The following is a 16,057-nucleotide window of genomic DNA, read 5'->3' as shown; positions in this document are numbered from 1 at the left end:
GGCGGTTACTTCGCGCGCTTGGCCGACCGCTTGCGCGGCGGCTTGGGCGCAGCACGCCGCGGCGCCGGCTTGCGCGGCGCGCCGGACAGATGCGCCAGGAACTCGCGGAAGATCGCCTGCGGATCGCGCACCGACTTGGTCTCGGCGCGGACCCGGCTGAGCACGCTGGACAGCCGCTGCATCGCCCTACTCCTCATCCTGCGCCCGGCGCCGCGCGCGGCGGTTGAACAGATCGAGCGCGTGGACGAAATCATCAAACCGCCGCACCGCCGCCGCCCACTCGCGAAGTACAAACCACAGCCCGAGACTGGCCCCGATCGCCCACAGCAACAGCGCCACGTGAGCGAGATCCCCGCGCTCGGAAAACGTTCTGATCAGATCGGACATCGGCATCTCGCCCGCAGACACCCGCGTCGTGGGGAGTCGTCCACCCGCCGGCAGTTATTCGGCATCAGCAGAGAAACGTTCTGCGTTCGCATCTCAGCGGCGCAAATACCCGAAGCCGTCGCCGGGTGGCTGCTCGTTGATATCTTCATCCCGCAATACGCGCGGCTCCGGCCCGGGTTTGAAGAAGCCCGGAAAGCGAAAGGTGCTGGGCGGCAGATCCTTGCCGTCGACCCATTCGATGCTGGTCGGTAGTTCGCCGTCCCGCTCCATGAACTCCTTCACAGCGGGCCACGCTTGCGCGTAGGGAATAAACAGACCGACCGGCCGCAAATCGCCCTGCAGCGTCCGCAACCACTCCTTGATCCGGCTCATGTCACCCTTGGAGTAACAATCAAACGGCTGCCTGATCCGGCCATCCCATTTTCGGTAGTACAGGAAAATGCCGAAGTCCGGCGTGCCCACCATCGTGAGGCGCGCGGTGACCCGATCGATCCCGGGCTGGCCGTCGGTGCCGTCCAATCCCGAAATCTCGAGCCCAAACTCGTCGTTTCCGTGCGGATCGGGAGCCCACGGATTTTTGGCCGGCGCCAGGAAGTAAGGCGCTAGCTCGCCGGGCTCCGGCCAACCGTCCGCGTCCAGATCTTGAAAGTAGATCCGCTTCCTCACTTCCTTCTCCAGACTTGCCATTCGCCCTGCCACATCACGCTCGCGCGACCTGATCTTGCCTCGCGGATCGTGACATACGGATTGCCTAATCCCAGTGCGACTTTCGGCAACAGGTGCAGCCTGCGAGCCGCCAATCCTCACCCCACCCGGTCGCCGCCGTCGATCGGCGCATAGCCGACCGCTTCGCGCTTTTCGTTCAGGGTGAGGAACGGTGCGCGGGTGACGCGGTCCCACAGCGCGGTGCGGTCGGGCGACAGCGCGTCGATCCGGTCGGTATCGATCACCAGGCGCACGCCGTCTCCGAATTGCGGCGACAGCCACTGCGCCAGCGCATTGCCGACGCGCGTCGCCAGCGGCAGCACGGTCTGGCGCACGAAGCTGCGGTTGGCTTCCTGGTAGTTCGAGAAGGTGTTGTCGCCGGGAATGCCGAGCAGCATCGGCGGCACGCCGAACGCCAGCGCGATCTCGCGCGCGGCGGCGTGCTTGGCCTCGAGAAAGTCCATGTCCTTCGGCGACAGCGCCATCGCCTTCCATTCCAGTCCGCCTTCGAGCAGCAGCGGCCGGCCGGCATTGGCGGCGCCTTCGTAGGTGAGCTCCAATTCGCGTTTCAGCCGCTCGAACTGGTTCTCGCTGAGCACGGCGCCTTCCGGGCCGGCGTACACCAGCGCGCCCGACGGCCGCGCGGAATTGTCGAGCAGCGCCTTGTTCCAGCGCGCCGCCGCGTTGTGGGTGTCGACCGCGACCGCGGCGGCTTCGAGCGGCGCAAGACCGTAGTGATCGTCGAGCGGGTGGAAAAACGTCAGATGCAGGATCGGCGGAACCGGCGCGGCATGCTGATCGAACCGCACGGTGCGGCCGGCGACGCTGTAATCATACGCCTCCGCCCAGCCATCGGCGCCCGGGATCAGTTTGATGCGATCGGGCCGCAGTGCGTAGAGCTCGTGCACCGCCTCGCCGAGCGTCACTGCCTCGATATAGGCATTGCCGGCGAGCAGAAGATGCGCGTACAGCGTCTCCAGCAGCGCAGCGCCGTCCTGGCGAGGATTGGGGCGCGCTAACAAGGCGGCGAGCGGATGCGCCTCCTTCTCCTGCGCGCCGTCGAATACACCGAACACGCAGGCGGCTGCATTCTCCGCCACCAGCTTGACGCAGCGATGCACGATCGCATTGCACACATAACCTTCGCGCGCCAGCCCCGCGTAGTCGCGCGGCGTGAACCGCGCCACACCGCTGCGCTCAAACGCCAGCAGCGTCGCGGTGCGCGAGGTCTTGACCTCCGGAGGAGCGAGAAAGGCCTTCAGCCGATCGAACATCGCTTACGTCCTCGCTTCAGCAGCAGCATTCAGCGCGAAGCAGTGGCCTCGCACTTCAGCGCTCATATTCTATTTGAGGGACTTCGATTGAGGCGCGAGCGTCCTGCGGGGCGCGGCGCGAGATGTGCCGAGTTGATAGGACGTTGTGGCGATTCCAAACGGCAAAGATCCGGCCCTGTCGGGTCGCCCGCAAAAGCAAAGCGCCGAGACTTGCTCGGCGCTTATTCGACGCTTCGTGTTAAAATGTGACCAGGGTGCTGAGCAGAACGCCCGCTACACCCTGAACCACACGAACCAGATCACGCCCAGCACCAGCACGGCCAAGCCCGTGCTGATTGTCAGCAGAGCCAGCACCGAGGGACCACGTTCGCCTTGACGGGCCTCGACCGGATTTTCGATGATTCGACCTTCATCACGAGTCGCCATGACCCCTCCTCGCTGTTGAGCGCTATCGACATTGCTATCGATGCGCCAACGCACGATCGAAAATCCTGTTCCGAGATGTTCGGCTGGCAAATGGCGACGCGGGAACTTCGATCGCGCGGCTCAGCTACGGTGAGTGCCGCCGCAATGACCGCGTTCGAGGCCACGACCATCGCGGTCGCCTGTCCGCCGAAACGTTTTCAGCGGGGCCGTCAGAACCCAATTGTGGAGCATGACCGGAAGCTACCGGGGCAGTGTGACGCTGTCAAGGATTATTTTCTTAAAGTCACTGATCCCGGCATTTGCTCCTGGCGGATCTGGCTGCCGAGCAACAGCCCGGCCAGCAGCATCATGAAGCCCATCGCCGGCGGAGCGAACAGCGCCTCTTCCTGGAACAGGCCGTTGGTCAGCACCACCAGGATGCCAAATGCAGCCATGCCGAGCAGCAGGATGCCGGAGCGGGCGTAGAGCCGCCAACACCACCACGCCGCGACCGCGTAGAAGCCGAGCGGAACCAGAGCCGCCACACCCATCTGATACAGCAGCACGCCGACCGAGCTTTCGGCGGCGCCTTCGACCGCGCCGGCCTGTTGCGCGGCCTGCCAGTTGATGCCTGAGAATCCTTCGGTGAGGTTGCCGCCGGATCCCAGCCCGCGCCCCAGCGGCGCCGCCAGAAATCCGTTCCATCCGCCCATCAGACCGATCACGTGATAATCGCCGATCTTGAGGCCGCTGTGGATCACCAACACGGCATAGACCGCCAGCACCCCGATGGCGCCGAGCAGAACCAGCACCGGGCCGATCACGATCGTCCCGATCCACGCGGCCCCGACGAACAGCACCATGATCGCCGCGCCTTTGACGCCGCAGAGCAGCATCAACACGAACGCTAACGCACCGAGACCGGCACGCCCAATGGCGAACAGGAACAGCGAGAAGAACCCGATTCCGTAAGCGAAGCTGACCGGGCTGATATTGGGTCCGTACAGCCGCAGCATCTGGCCGAGGCCGAGACCGCTGAGCAGCGAGGTGTTGAAGAAGTCGACGACGAACAGATCCTTGATACCGACGATCACCTTTCCGGTGGTGCGCATCTCGCGCTCCCAGACGCCAGATTTCGCCGCCTTGATCTCTTCGAGCCGCCAGTAGGCGTGCCCATTGGTGAGAGCGAGCCAGGTATCGCGGAACAGGAATTCGACGGCGCCGCAGATCAGGATCATCACCGCGATGATGACGAGATAGGGCGTCACCCGAATCCGATGGTTCGCGGCCGCCAGCAGCGCGAGCTGGAACAGCAGCAGCGGCAGTCCGATGTTGCGGAGATAGATCGCCGATGCCTTCGGCTCACGGCCGAGGCCGATCACGAAGTAGATCCCCATCACCGCCAGCACGGCGGTGCTCGCCAGCAGCATGCGGTTCAAACCGGGCGATCGCCGTGACAGGATCGATTGCACGAACGCCACCAGCCACATCACCGCGCAGATCAGAAAGTTATAGCCTTTTAGAATCTCGAGCTCGGACGGGTCCGTCAGCAGCGACGAATACAGCGAGACGAAGACGTTCTGGAACATCAGCACGAAGATCGCGATCACCGGCCCCTGCGCCGGCATCAGCAGAGCGATCGCAACCGCGATCAGCGTCTCGACCGCAATAGCGAGAACCGGACTGGCGATATGCAGCAGCGGCGAGAATGCGGTCGCCCCGAGCGCGACGGCAAAGGTCAGGAGAATCCGGGCCAGCGGTTCGCCCGACGGATCGGCGGCAGACCAAGATCCCGTTCCGGATCGTGCATCGCCTAAGGCCGATGTGCCGGCGAGCCGCATGCTTCAGACCTTTGGTTGGCTGTCGGACGACGAACCCAAACGGTTAGCCGTGAACGCCGAAGAAGCGGTTAACCATCGCGGCGTCCGACGAGGCACCGGCGCCTCCGGCTCGTAAGGTTAAGCATTCGGTAAGGATGAGACGGTGATCGGCAGCGTGATGAGAGCTTGCTGACAGCTCACGCGCGATCCGACTTCAGCGAAGCCTGATCAGGCTGACGCAGACCGACACTCGAAAATTGGAAGGCCGGCGGCCCCCAACATCCCGCCGACCAAACGGGGCGGAGAGCGAGAGTTACTTCATCGCCTCGCTGACGGAGGTGTACTTACCCGCCAGACTGTTGCCGAGCGTCGTCACCACGCCGACGATCACGATGCTGAGGCCCGCGGCGATCATGGCATATTCGATCGCAGTGGCGCCGCGCGTGTCAGCCCAGAAGCGGGAAATCAGACGTCGCACGGCACTCTCCTGGGTTCGCGACCACATCGCCCTCGGGTTCTTCCGGAGCCGGCTGGAACCGTAGAGGTGACAAGTTACAGGAATCTTGACGGCATCCCGCTACTGCGAGCGATCAGGCCCGGGCGGCCGGCAGCGCCGCCGCATCAGCCGGAACCAGCCCGGGACCGGCAGCACTCAGCGCGGCGCGGCGGTCGAGCACCGCGTGGTGGAACTGCTCCAGCACCAGGCTGAACGGCTCGAGGTCTTCGATCGCGCCGTCGTCGTAGCAATCCAGCGTGTCGCGCAGGATCTTGTCGATCTCGTGCTGCAAGGCGTCCAGCGCCTCGAGTGACTCCGCCTTCCGGGCCTTGGCGACCATCGCCAGCGCACGGTCGCGCATCTTGGCGCCGGCTTCGCGCTCGTCGCGGGTCAGATAGCTGCGGAACCAGGCGCCGGCCGAACCGAGGCCGGACAGCAGCAGCACCAAGCCCCAGATGTAGTCGCTGTTGCGCTCCATGAAGGTGCGGTCGGTGCCGTCGATGAACGCGGCGGCGCCGGGGTGGGCCGGCAGCGCCGCGTCCTTCTCGGTGTCCGGCGCTTCGATCTTGCCGGCGAGCGGCATCTCACGGGCGATCTGCTGCCGGGCGGCGAAGATCTGCCGGGTCAGCTTGGTCACCGTCACGGCGGACAGCGATTGCCGCGCGATAATCAGGTGGTTGACGCTGACGGTGTCGACCTTGTCCTCGGGCCGCGCCGGCTGGGTCGAGAAGATGCTGCCCGGGATCTCTTCGGAATCGTAGATCGGATACTTCTTGGCGATAGCGTCGCCGACATCGACCGGCAGGAACCGCGGCTCGCCCCGCGCCTTCGCGGTCGCGGCGATCGCTTCGCCGGTGATCTTGCTGTCGAGCGGCCCGACCGCCAGGAACGCATCGAGCGCGGGATCGCGCGCCATCTCGGCGAGCTGGCCGGTGGCGAACTGCTCCTTCTGGACCTTGTCGGGCGCGACGCCGGACTCGGCCAGAATGATGTCGAACAGTTTGACATTGGCCGGGGTCCGCCCGATCACGCCGACCCGGCGGCCGGCGAGATCGGCAATCGTCTTGACCGACTTCTTGCCCTTGCCGGCCGACGACGGCGCCCACAGCACGACGACGTTCTTGCGCAGCACCGCGACCGCCTGCGCGTCGGCAGGCAGGTCGAGGTCGGCGCGCGTCACCGCAAGGTCCGCCTTATGGTCGCGAAACGCCTCGATGCTCGGCGTCGCCCCACCCGTCACCAATGGCACCAGCCGCACCGCCGCCCGATCCCGCGCAAAACTCTGCGCCAGCGCCTGCACCAGCTTCAGATCGTCGCCGCCGCCCGGCCCTACCGCAATCTTCAGGCTGACGGGCCGCAACTCGTAGAACACCAAGGCGAGCACGCCGACCGCAACCAGAATGAATGTCAGCACCGCCGCCAGCACAAAACGCTCGCGATTGCGGCGCCGCCGCTTGCGGAAACTCTCGCTGCCACTGCCGTCCGGGGATGCCATCCCGTCACCCGCTTCTCGCGCCGGCGCGGCGCCGGCTCACGCCCTGCGCCGAGCTTACGGCCGTTGTGCGGCAGAGTACTCAATTTTCGATTGCGGGGTATCGGCAAATCCGACCGTCGGCGCCTACTCCGAAAGCGCGAGCGTCGGTTCGGGTCCGGCGAGCTTGCGCTCTTCCATCACGACGATGCACAGCGCCGAGGCCGTCAGCATCAGCGCCGCCGCGCCGAACACCCAGCGGAACGCCGCGACCATCTCGGCGGCCCCGACGCTGCCGACGACGTGGCGATGCTCGGCGCCGCCAAGCTGCACGTCGCCGCCGAGCGCGATCAGCAGGATCGCCGTGAATCCGGCCACCGTGAACGAGGCCATCAGCGCCCGGAAGAAGTTCATCGCGCCGGTCGCGGTGCCGATCTGCGGTCGCGGCACCGCGTTCTGGATCGACACCACGCTGACCGGAAACACCGTGCCAAGGCCGAGCGAACACAGCGACAGCAGCGTGAGAAACAGCCACAGCGGCAGCGGCGTCAGAACAGCGATCGCCGCGGCCATCAACGCAGCAAAACCGGTACCGAGGATTGCGATCCGCTTGTAGCGCTCGACGTGCACCATCGCCCGGCCGGTGAACGCCGCGCCGAACACCGAAATCGCCGCGATCGGAATCAGCGCCAAGCCGGATTGGCTCGCAGTCAGGTGGTACACCGCCTCGTAATACAGCGGCATGTGCACGGTCAGCGCGATCATCGCCCCCATGGTGAAGGCGCCGCCCGCCATCGCCCACGGCACCACCGTCCCGCTCATCAATGGCAGCGACAGGAATGGCTCACGCGCACGCAGCGCGTGCCAGATAAAGCTCGCCGCCAGCAACACAGCCGCGCCCGATAGCGCCAGGATCGTCGGCGACAGCCAGGCGAAGCGGTTGCCGCCCCAGGTCAGCACCAGCATCACCGCCATCGCAGCGGCCATCAGCAGCACGCCGCCGAGCCAATCCACCTTCCGGCGGCGGTGATACACCGGGATCTTCGCCATCTTCGGCAGCAGCAGCGCCAGCGCGCCGATTGCGAGCGGCAGGTTGATCCAGAAGATCATCGACCAGTGCAGATGCTCGGCGAAAAAGCCGCCGAGGATCGGGCCGCCGATCCCGGCCGACACCCACACGCCCGAGAAATACGCCTGATACTGGCCGCGTTCGCGCGGGCTGACGACGTCGGAGATCACCGTCTGCACGATCGGCATGATGCCGCCGCCACCCAGCCCCTGCAGCGCACGGCCGAGGATCAGGACGAGCAGACTCGGCGCCAGCGCGCACATCACTGAGCCGGCGACGAACAGGCTGAGCGAGACGATGATCATCACCCGGCGGCCATAGATGTCGGCGAGGCTGCCGAACACCGGCGCCACCGCTGTCGATGACAGCAGATAGGCTGTGATCACCCAGGACAGGTTTTCGACATTGCCGAACTGACGCCCGATCGTCGGCAGCGCAGTGGCGACGATCGTCTGGTCGAGCGCCGCGAGGAACATCGCCAGCAGCAAGCTCAACAAGATCGCGCGAACTTCCCCCTGCGTCAGCGCACCGGCCGGCGCCAACGGCGGCGCGTCGCCGAGATTGATCACTTCGGTCGGAATGCTGGAGAGTTCGGCGGCGGCTTCGTCGGACAGCAGATGGTGGGGCGGGCCCGCAGGTTTACGGCTCTGGCGTTCGGACATGCTCATGCGGGCGCGGAATCTCGTCAGCTGACACAATGCGGGGGAAATCGCTAATGTATCCTACTAATGCATCCCCTGCTGGAACGACAGCAACGTCAGCGCATGGGTGCACCGCGTACCGCTGCCGGTCCATGGACTCGGGATATGATCAGCGACTGGCGGAATGTTCCGCATGGCAAAATACGCCCCCGCTTAGTGGGGATTGGAGTCAGGCATGATCGGGTTGAAGCGACGTCTCCTCGCCACCTGCGCCGGCGCAGCTGCCATCGCGGGATTGTTATTGCCGCCGGCCGCCGACGCCTGTACGCGCCTGGTCTATCTCGGCGCCGACAATCAAGTGATCACGGCGCGATCGATGGATTGGGCCCGCGACATCGGCACCAATCTCTGGATCTTCCCGCGCGGCATCAAACGCTCCGGCGAGGCCGGCCCGAATTCGGCCCAATGGACCGCGCGCTACGGCAGCGTGATCGCGTCGGCTTACGATGTCGCGACTTCGGACGGCATCAACGAGGCCGGGCTGGTCGCCAACGTGCTGTGGCTGGCGGAATCGCAATATCCGCCGTTTGACGGCTCCAAGCCGGGGCTGGCGCTGTCGCTGTGGCCTCAATATGCGCTCGACAATTTCGCCACCGTCACCGAAGCGGTCGAGGCGCTGGCGAAGGAACCGTTCACGGTCGTCACCGACAAGATGCCAGGTGAGCAGCGCCTTGCCACGGTGCACCTGGCGCTGTCGGACGCCTCCGGTGACAGCGCCATCATCGAATACATCGACGGCAAGCAGGTGATCCATCACGGCCGGCAATATCAGGTGATGACAAATTCACCGACCTTCGATCAGCAGCTCGCGCTGAACTCATACTGGCAGCAGATCGGCGGCACGGTGATGCTGCCCGGCACCAATCGCGCCGCCGACCGCTTCGCGCGGGCGTCGTTCTATGTCGGAGCGATTCCGAAGACGCCCGACCCGGTGGAGTCGATCGCCGCCGCGTTCAGCGTGATCCGCAATGCGTCGGTGCCGTTCGGCATCTCGACGCCCGACCAACCGAACATCTCCTCGACCCGCTGGCGCAGTGTCGCCGACCACAAGCGCAAACTGTACTTCTTTGAGTCCGCGCTGACGCCGAACGTGTTCTGGGTCGATCTCACCAAGATCGAGTTCGCCGCCGACAAGGGCACGGTGAAGAAGCTCGACCTCGGCCCCGGCCAAAGCAACATCTTCTCAGGCGAAGTGCACGATCGCTTCAAACCGTCGGAGCCGTTCAAGTTTCAAGGGCTGTGAGGTCAACGCAGACAGCATAGGATAGAATCAAGGCGCACTCGCCGGGAACTAGGCCGCCAGCATGGACCGTCGGCGGCCTAGCGCCTACATCCTCCGGGTGCCCACCTGGAGTTTGCATGTCCCCTTCCGATCTCGCTGCGCCGAAGGACGGATCCGGCGCCACGCTCGCCAATTGGCGCGAGCTGCCGTTCAGTCGCTGGTCGTTCCGCAACATCGATGCCCTGATCCCGACCGAGACGATCGCCAACGCGCCGGACGATATCTGGTCCCTGCCCGCGGCACCGCTCGATTTGGCTGACTTTCGCGTCCGGCCCCAAGGCGGCGGAACGCTCGACCTCGACGGCTTCCTGACCGCCACCGAGACCGACGCGCTGGTCGTGCTCAAGGACGGCAGGATCGCGGTTGAGACCTACGCCAACGGCACCACCGCGACGACGCCGCATATCATCATGTCGGCGTCGAAATCGATCACCGGGCTGATCGCCGGCATCCTCAGCGAGCGCGGCCACCTAAATCTCCATGCCGAAGTGACGACGCTGATCCCGGAAGTGACAGACACCGCCTATCAAGGCGCGACGCTACGACAGATGCTCGACATGCGGACCGGCATCCAGATCGACCTCGACGCCCAGCGCGCCTATTCGGCCGCCGCCGGGTGGGATCCAGTGCCTGAGGACCTGCCGCCTACCGATCTGAAGGCGTTCTATCGAAGTCTCTCGATTAAGCCTCAGCCGCATGGCGGGCCGTTCCGCTACGTTTCCGCCAACACCGATCTGCTCGGCTGGGCGATTGAGCGCGCCACCGGTACCAGCTTTGCCACGCTGGTCTCCGACCTGTTGTGGCGGCCGCTCGGAGCCGAAAGGCCGGCCTCGATCACCACAGACCGGCACGGCCAGGCGCGCGCCACCGGCGGTTTCAGCATGGTCGCAGGCGATTTCGCACGTATCGGCCAGATGATGCTCGACGACGGCTGCCGCGACGGCCGCACGATCGTTCCGCCGTCATGGATCGACGATCTATGGACGGCCGGCGACCGGGATGCGTGGCGGCAGGGCGAGTGGCAGAAATTGTTCCCGTACCGGAATTTCAGCTATCGCGGCGGCTGGTACGTGATTCATGATCAGCCGAAGACGATGTTCGCGATGGGAATCCACGGCCAGAATCTCTTCATCGATCCGGAGAATCGGCTGGTGATCGCCAAGCTATCGTCGCAGGGCGCGGCGGTCGACAATGCGGCCTGGGCGGTGACACATCGTGCGCTGCCGGAATTTCGTCGCTGCCTCGCCTCGTAAGAGTACTCGGGGCACGCGGAATTCGTGCCACCTAGAGCATTTCTGATTTCGACGGAATCAGGACCGCACTTCCTAGCGGTCGCAGCTTGCAGAACCTCATGGTGAGGAGGCGCGAAGCGCCGTATCGAACCATGTGCCGCAAGCCCTGCGGATCCTCATCCTTCGAGACGCCCGGCTTTGCCGGGCTCCTCAGGATGAGGACGTTAGTGCGCTTGGAAAGGCCAAGTTCGCTTCAATCAATCGATGAAGCGCTCTAAACAGGCGCGCCGATGTGATTGAAGGACAAATACAAATAAAGAGGCCCGGTCGCCATTCGGCGCCCGGGCCCAAGTCTAGGGAGGAAACGCCCCAAGGAAGGGGACCGCGACGAACCGCATCGCGGATGTTCATTATGTGACACACTTCTAGCGTGCGTTCTATTTGGGCAAATCCCGAGTCCGGGAATGTCCCAGCCGTAGTTTTACGGAGGCGGCTTAGCATTCCGGCCCAGCGACGATAGGGTGTCGGCCGCGCCGGCCGCCCTGTCAGACCGCGACCTTATCAAGCAGATCGATCAGATGCGGTTTGCCGTCGGCCACGATCTTCACCTTGGCAGCCAACTCCGGATTATCGGCGAAGAACGCCGCCAGCCCTTGCTCCTCGGCCGACCAATCCGGCCGCACGCCGCCTTTCGGCGGCTTCGCCCGGCCCGCTTCCTTGGCCTGCTGCTTGACCCAATCGGCCTCGCGGCCGGCATCGATCTCGTCGATCGAATAGGTCAGATGGATCGTATAGTCGTCGGCCACGCCCCTCGCATCCAGCAGCATCTGCAGGGTGGCGCGCTCCGGATTGCCGTAGTCACCGTTGCCGGAGAACACGTAGTGATCGGCAGTGACGCGTTCGAAGAACGAGGTCTCCATGTTGTTGTCGCTGCCGTGATGTGGCACCTTCAAAATATCGACGTGCAGCGTCTCGTTCTCGGCCAGCTTGCCGGACGTCTCCAGCCCCTCGATGATCTTGTCGCCCCTCGCATCGCCGGTCAGCAGCATGGTCTTGCCGCCGCATTCGGCGAGCAGCACGATGCTCGACAGGTTCGGCACTGATTTGTCGACGAAAGCCGCAAGCATCGCCGACGCGGTGGGACGGGTGCCGTCGGCCTTGCGTTGCCGGAGCCACTGATCGTGCATGTCCTGCAGCGCCTGCAGTTCGTCCTGCAGCGGGCCCGCGACGGTGATCGTCACACCGTTGAGGTCGACCGGCGCAGCGTCGGGAGCGGTCAGGATCAGCTTACCCTTGAACTTGTGGTTCGGCTTCCAGCCGAGATCGGCAGCGTCATCGCGCAGCGTTCGCCCCTGCGGCACGCTGGCGAGCACGGCTTGCGCGGCAGCCTCTTCCTCGCTCTCGCCGATCTCGACGCCGGCGAACATGTTGGTGTCCGCACCGGCAAGGATCGAGGCTGTGCCGAAACCGCTCGCCAGCTCATCCGGTTTGGTCGATAGCAGGTCGTCAAAACTGTTGTGCCACAGGCTGGTGACGGCCAACCGAATACCGGCGGCCTGACTGCGCTGCTCGCCGGTCAGATCGAGGATACCGTGGATGTGGTCGTCGTCGATATGACTGACCAGCACCACATCGACCGGCAGCGGGTCGGCCGTATCGAGCAGTTCGGCCTTCTCGCGCGCCGCGCGCAGTTTCTGCAGCCGCGGCTTCAGGTATTTCGCATAGACCGTGGCGGGGCCGCCGTCGATCAGCATCAAGCGGGGCTTCTCCGCTGTGCCGTAATGCAGCATCAGGCAATCGCCCTGCCTTGCCCTCAGCACGTCGAGACTGAAATACATCGTCCTGCTCCACCTTTGTGCAGCGTCAGATCGACTGGAAGGCGCGCAGCACATCCAGCATGCCGTGGCCCTGAAAACTGCGCTCGCGGCCGAGATCGGTGGCGCTGGCGCAGAGGATCTGCTTGACCCGCCGCGGCTGGCCGATCAGTTCTTCGTAGCGCGCCAGCAGCATCGCGGCCGCCCCGCTGACATGCGGCGCCGCCATGCTGGTGCCGGATTCCGGCGCCCATCCGTGATCCAGCACGGTGGAATGCACCCGCTCCCCGGGGGCGACCAAATCCGGCTTCAGCCGGCCATCGCCGGTCGGCCCACGGCTGGAGAAGAAGCTGATGCCGTAAGTCTGCGGCCAGTTGCCGTGAGTCGAGCCGACGGTGATGACGCCCTCGCCGTTACCCGGATCGGTGATGCTGAAGGCTGCGTAGTTCTCGAACGGGCCATCGACCGTCTGGAACTTCTGGTAACCGCGGTTGCCGGCGGCGGCGACCACGACGACGCCGCTCTCCACCAGCCGTTCGCATTCGTTACACACCGGCGTTCGCCCGCAGGCGTAGTTGCGCACATTGTGCGGGATCGACAGGCTGAGGTTGACGCCGTGGACGGTGATGTAGTTGTGCCGCTCGTTGATGTAGCGGATGTATTGCAGCGCTGCGATCACGGCAAATTCGGTGTCGGCGGTGGTCTTGCCGATCACTCGGAAATCGTACAGCCGGATGTCCGGACACATGCCGCTGTAAACCGAGCCGGCGAAATCGCCATCGGCACCGATGATGCCGGCAACGTGGATGCCGTGCGGATTGGTCGGCGTCTTTGGGTTCTTCAGCGTGATCAGCTTTTCAACGTCGGCCCAATTGATCGGGCGCCGGTTTTCAGCGTCCGCGGAAATCCGTTCGAGGCATGCCTTCGCTGAGCCGATCTCCAACCCAGCTCCGGCTGCCAGTTCGGCCAGCACGGCGGGCTCGACATCGTCGACCTCGCTGGTGACGATCTCGCGGATGCGCGTAAAATCGAAGGTCTTCTTGACCCGGCTGACGAGCACGGGATGCTCGGGATCGGTCGTCGCCTGCTTGTCGATCATCTGCAGCGCCGGGTGACTGCCGTCGATGCCGGAGTCGATCACGCCCCAGACAATCCGGTCGCACATCACGCGGAACAGCGACTGCGCCGCATCCGCCTTCACTGCCGGCACCGAGCGGTCGAGCGCCGTGTCGGCTCGCCGATTGAGCGAGACCTGGAAGATGAAGCCCTCGGCAAGCGCCTCGTCATCGAGATCGCCCGCCTCGGCGCTGCTGCGGAGCAACTCCTCCAGATGCTCCTGCACCTTCGGATACACCTCGAACACCTGTTCGACGATCTCCTCGGCATACGGCGCGTAGAGTGCGAAAGCTTGATCCGCCGTCAGCTCAGGCAGCGGCGGCAACGGCTGGCGTGGCTCGCCATCCTTGACCGGCAGCGGAAGATCCTCGGCGCGGCGGGCACGCCTGCCGATCCAGAAGATCAATCCCGCGAGCGCGATGTAGCGCTCCAACGACGAGTAATTCTCCAGATCGATGCTAATCCGCGCCTTGCGGGTGGCGCCGGGCGGCGTCTGCAGCAGCTTGACCAGCGCAGCTCTGCGGTCGGCGACATTCTCGATCCGGCCGGCAACCTGTGGCTGCCGCCACCATTGTGTCAGCGGCACCAAAATGCACAGCACCTCGCCAAAGTAGAGCTGCGCGGCGACCAGCCCCTGCAAATAGGCAATCTTGGCGGATTCAAGCGGCCGTAACGTCGAGGGGCTGATCTTCTCGCCGTTCTTGCCATTCCAGATCGAACGCCCGATCCGGATCATGCTGGCGACGTCGGCGGCGGTCGCCTTGTAGTGCGGCGTGATCAGCACGTCCTGGCGCGCGCCGGGATCGAGCGCATAAGCGGTCCAGACATCGCCGAGCAGCGGAGAGTCCTGCAGCACGCGGCGATCGTCGGCGGGGCCAAGCAGGATCGTCTCGACGATCTCGCCCGGCAGCGAGAACTGCATCGGACGGTCGTCGTCGCCCGTCGGCCATGACTCCCCAATGTCCCCCGCCATTGCTCGTCCTCCCGCTGGCGACCTTCCGGTGCGTCTGTGTCCAACCGGGCCGGCGTGGCCCTCCGGGATTCACACGCCCGATTGGGCATACGGAAACTGCTTCGGCGCCGGCAGCTTGTCGTCGACATGCTTGCGCAGCGCCGCGTCGCACACCGCGTAGCCCCAGTTGATCAGGCGATCCTGGGTGACGTCGTCGAGCCGTTTCAGGCGGGTGGCGATCTCGGCGAGCTGCATGGTGCGGATATGCGGGCACGGCAGCGCGTCCGGTAGCTGGTAGTCGCCGATGTCGGTGCGGATGCCCCAATAGGCGCCGCCGCGCACATGCGCCTTGAAGGAGTCGATTAGCTGCCGCTTGCGCAGCGCGCGGACTTGGTTGTCGACGAGATTCAGCACCCGATACGAGTGTTGCGCCCAATCCGTCGCCGGCTCCTCTTCGGCAGCGATGTGACCGCCCGCATCGCTCACCAGGATCGTGGTGTAGCGCTTCCACGCCGTCTCCAGCCCAAGATTGTCGTACACCCCGCCGTCGGTGAGAAACACCCGGCTGGTGAATGGCTCGCGCTGCAGATCGTCGCCGGAATTCGGCGTGAATTTGGTCGGATCGAGCCGCAGCTGGAACGGCGACAGCACCGGCGGAAATGCCGACGATGCGGTGACGGCCTGAGCCAGCGTGACCGTCGGATTCTTCACCTCTCCGACGCGGTAATCACGCATGAACGGCTTGGCGAACCGCCACAGCACGCCCGACTGGACATTGGTGGCGTTGATGACGAAGCGCGGTGCATCCGGCAGGTCCTGCAGCGTGGCGCCATGAAACAGCCCGCTGTCATAAGCCTTGGCGATCTCGTCGCCGATCGAGACGCCGGGCAGCGCGATGCCCCACAGGATCGATCCGGCGTCGATGGTCTCGCTGGCAAAGGCGCGCAGCGGCGCAACCACCTCGCGCACGAATTCGGTCGTGGTGCTGCCTGGTGCAAAGCTCAGTTGCGACCATTTCAGCGCCAGCACACCGGCCGTAATCGAGCCGCCTGACACGCTCGAAATCCGGCTGATGGATTTGAGAATGCCGGTCTCGTGCAGCCGCCACAACACCCCGACGTGAAATACCATCGCGCGGTAGCCGCCGCCGGACAGGCACAGGGCGATGCCATCCTCGAGCTTCGGTGGCACGGTTTCGGTCGGCACACGTCCTACAGGTGAATCGGTCATGCCCACTGCCCTCTCAAATCGGCTGGACGACCTCAATCAGCTCACGTCATCACGCGGCGCTTTCACGTTCACGCGCGTGACATAACTATTCATCAAGCAGGAA

Annotated in this window: 14 protein-coding genes; 2 read left to right on the top strand and 12 right to left on the bottom strand. The window is 64.8% G+C overall.

Features of this window, described 5'->3' with window-relative positions; translation table 11 throughout:
• Positions 1-5: 5 nt before the first annotated feature.
• From VRZ08_RS19265 to VRZ08_RS19225, 9 genes are all read right to left on the bottom strand, one after another.
• A complete protein-coding gene (locus VRZ08_RS19265) occupies positions 6-182 on the bottom strand; it encodes a hypothetical protein (RefSeq protein WP_414533549.1) in 177 nt (58 codons plus the stop codon).
• A 4-nt stretch (positions 183-186) separates the two neighbouring features.
• The gene (locus tag VRZ08_RS19260) at positions 187-387 is read right to left on the bottom strand and encodes a hypothetical protein (RefSeq protein WP_414533548.1); all 201 of its coding nucleotides are present in this window, start codon (positions 385-387) and stop codon (positions 187-189) included.
• A gap of 93 nt (positions 388-480) precedes the next feature.
• A complete protein-coding gene (locus VRZ08_RS19255) occupies positions 481-1,074 on the bottom strand; it encodes a hypothetical protein (protein WP_414533547.1) in 594 nt (197 codons plus the stop codon).
• Between the two features lie 116 nt (positions 1,075-1,190).
• Positions 1,191-2,366, bottom strand: a complete 1,176-nt coding sequence (locus VRZ08_RS19250) for a phage portal protein (protein WP_414533546.1) — start codon at positions 2,364-2,366, stop codon at positions 1,191-1,193.
• 273 nt (positions 2,367-2,639) lie between these two features.
• Positions 2,640-2,792, bottom strand: a complete 153-nt coding sequence (locus tag VRZ08_RS19245) for a hypothetical protein (protein ID WP_199851804.1) — start codon at positions 2,790-2,792, stop codon at positions 2,640-2,642.
• A gap of 269 nt (positions 2,793-3,061) precedes the next feature.
• On the bottom strand, positions 3,062-4,612 hold the full coding sequence (locus VRZ08_RS19240; RefSeq protein ID WP_414533545.1) for a hypothetical protein: 1,551 nt from the start codon (positions 4,610-4,612) through the stop codon (positions 3,062-3,064).
• A gap of 292 nt (positions 4,613-4,904) precedes the next feature.
• Positions 4,905-5,069: a Flp family type IVb pilin gene (locus VRZ08_RS19235; RefSeq protein WP_263991294.1), complete on the bottom strand. Its 165-nt coding sequence runs from the start codon at positions 5,067-5,069 to the stop codon at positions 4,905-4,907.
• A 112-nt stretch (positions 5,070-5,181) separates the two neighbouring features.
• Complete coding sequence (locus VRZ08_RS19230) at positions 5,182-6,582, bottom strand: TAXI family TRAP transporter solute-binding subunit (RefSeq protein WP_414533544.1); 1,401 nt, start codon at positions 6,580-6,582, stop codon at positions 5,182-5,184.
• A 123-nt stretch (positions 6,583-6,705) separates the two neighbouring features.
• Positions 6,706-8,295, bottom strand: coding sequence for an MDR family MFS transporter (locus VRZ08_RS19225; RefSeq protein WP_414533543.1), 1,590 nt, complete (start codon positions 8,293-8,295; stop codon positions 6,706-6,708).
• Positions 8,296-8,503: 208 nt separating this feature from the next.
• On the opposite strand from VRZ08_RS19225, the gene VRZ08_RS19220 reads away from it, so the two are divergent.
• Both VRZ08_RS19220 and VRZ08_RS19215 read left to right on the top strand, forming a co-directional pair.
• On the top strand, positions 8,504-9,571 hold the full coding sequence (locus tag VRZ08_RS19220) for a linear amide C-N hydrolase (protein WP_414533542.1): 1,068 nt from the start codon (positions 8,504-8,506) through the stop codon (positions 9,569-9,571).
• A 116-nt stretch (positions 9,572-9,687) separates the two neighbouring features.
• A complete protein-coding gene (locus VRZ08_RS19215; protein ID WP_414533541.1) occupies positions 9,688-10,863 on the top strand; it encodes a serine hydrolase domain-containing protein in 1,176 nt (391 codons plus the stop codon).
• Between the two features lie 524 nt (positions 10,864-11,387).
• On the opposite strand, the gene VRZ08_RS19210 is transcribed toward VRZ08_RS19215, so the two are convergent.
• From VRZ08_RS19210 to VRZ08_RS19200, 3 genes are all read right to left on the bottom strand, one after another.
• Positions 11,388-12,680 carry an MBL fold metallo-hydrolase gene (locus tag VRZ08_RS19210; RefSeq protein ID WP_414533540.1) on the bottom strand — a complete coding sequence of 431 codons (1,293 nt, stop codon included), beginning with the start codon at positions 12,678-12,680 and terminating at the stop codon, positions 11,388-11,390.
• Positions 12,681-12,705: 25 nt separating this feature from the next.
• The gene (locus VRZ08_RS19205; RefSeq protein ID WP_414533539.1) at positions 12,706-14,745 is read right to left on the bottom strand and encodes a S8 family peptidase; all 2,040 of its coding nucleotides are present in this window, start codon (positions 14,743-14,745) and stop codon (positions 12,706-12,708) included.
• A 69-nt stretch (positions 14,746-14,814) separates the two neighbouring features.
• A complete protein-coding gene (locus tag VRZ08_RS19200; RefSeq protein ID WP_414533538.1) occupies positions 14,815-15,954 on the bottom strand; it encodes a patatin-like phospholipase family protein in 1,140 nt (379 codons plus the stop codon).
• Positions 15,955-16,057 lie beyond the last annotated feature (103 nt).

This window comes from Rhodopseudomonas sp. G2_2311 (assembly GCF_047501505.1).
GTDB lineage: Bacteria > Pseudomonadota > Alphaproteobacteria > Rhizobiales > Xanthobacteraceae > Rhodopseudomonas > Rhodopseudomonas palustris_H.
This window is presented reverse-complemented; position numbering and strand designations above follow the sequence as displayed.

Excerpts from the sequence above, each read along its gene's own strand:
- VRZ08_RS19265 (WP_414533549.1), bottom strand. The coding sequence starts at position 182 with ATGCAGCGGCTGTCCAGCGTGCTCAGCCGGGTCCGCGCCGAGACCAAG.
- VRZ08_RS19260 (WP_414533548.1), bottom strand. The coding sequence starts at position 387 with ATGTCCGATCTGATCAGAACGTTTTCCGAGCGCGGGGATCTCGCTCAC.
- VRZ08_RS19255 (WP_414533547.1), bottom strand. The coding sequence starts at position 1,074 with ATGGCAAGTCTGGAGAAGGAAGTGAGGAAGCGGATCTACTTTCAAGAT.
- VRZ08_RS19250 (WP_414533546.1), bottom strand. The coding sequence starts at position 2,366 with ATGTTCGATCGGCTGAAGGCCTTTCTCGCTCCTCCGGAGGTCAAGACC.
- VRZ08_RS19245 (WP_199851804.1), bottom strand. The coding sequence starts at position 2,792 with ATGGCGACTCGTGATGAAGGTCGAATCATCGAAAATCCGGTCGAGGCC.
- VRZ08_RS19240 (WP_414533545.1), bottom strand. The coding sequence starts at position 4,612 with ATGCGGCTCGCCGGCACATCGGCCTTAGGCGATGCACGATCCGGAACG.
- VRZ08_RS19230 (WP_414533544.1), bottom strand. The coding sequence starts at position 6,582 with ATGGCATCCCCGGACGGCAGTGGCAGCGAGAGTTTCCGCAAGCGGCGG.
- VRZ08_RS19225 (WP_414533543.1), bottom strand. The coding sequence starts at position 8,295 with ATGAGCATGTCCGAACGCCAGAGCCGTAAACCTGCGGGCCCGCCCCAC.
- VRZ08_RS19220 (WP_414533542.1), top strand. The coding sequence starts at position 8,504 with ATGATCGGGTTGAAGCGACGTCTCCTCGCCACCTGCGCCGGCGCAGCT.
- VRZ08_RS19215 (WP_414533541.1), top strand. The coding sequence starts at position 9,688 with ATGTCCCCTTCCGATCTCGCTGCGCCGAAGGACGGATCCGGCGCCACG.
- VRZ08_RS19210 (WP_414533540.1), bottom strand. The coding sequence starts at position 12,680 with ATGTATTTCAGTCTCGACGTGCTGAGGGCAAGGCAGGGCGATTGCCTG.
- VRZ08_RS19205 (WP_414533539.1), bottom strand. The coding sequence starts at position 14,745 with ATGGCGGGGGACATTGGGGAGTCATGGCCGACGGGCGACGACGACCGT.
- VRZ08_RS19200 (WP_414533538.1), bottom strand. The coding sequence starts at position 15,954 with ATGACCGATTCACCTGTAGGACGTGTGCCGACCGAAACCGTGCCACCG.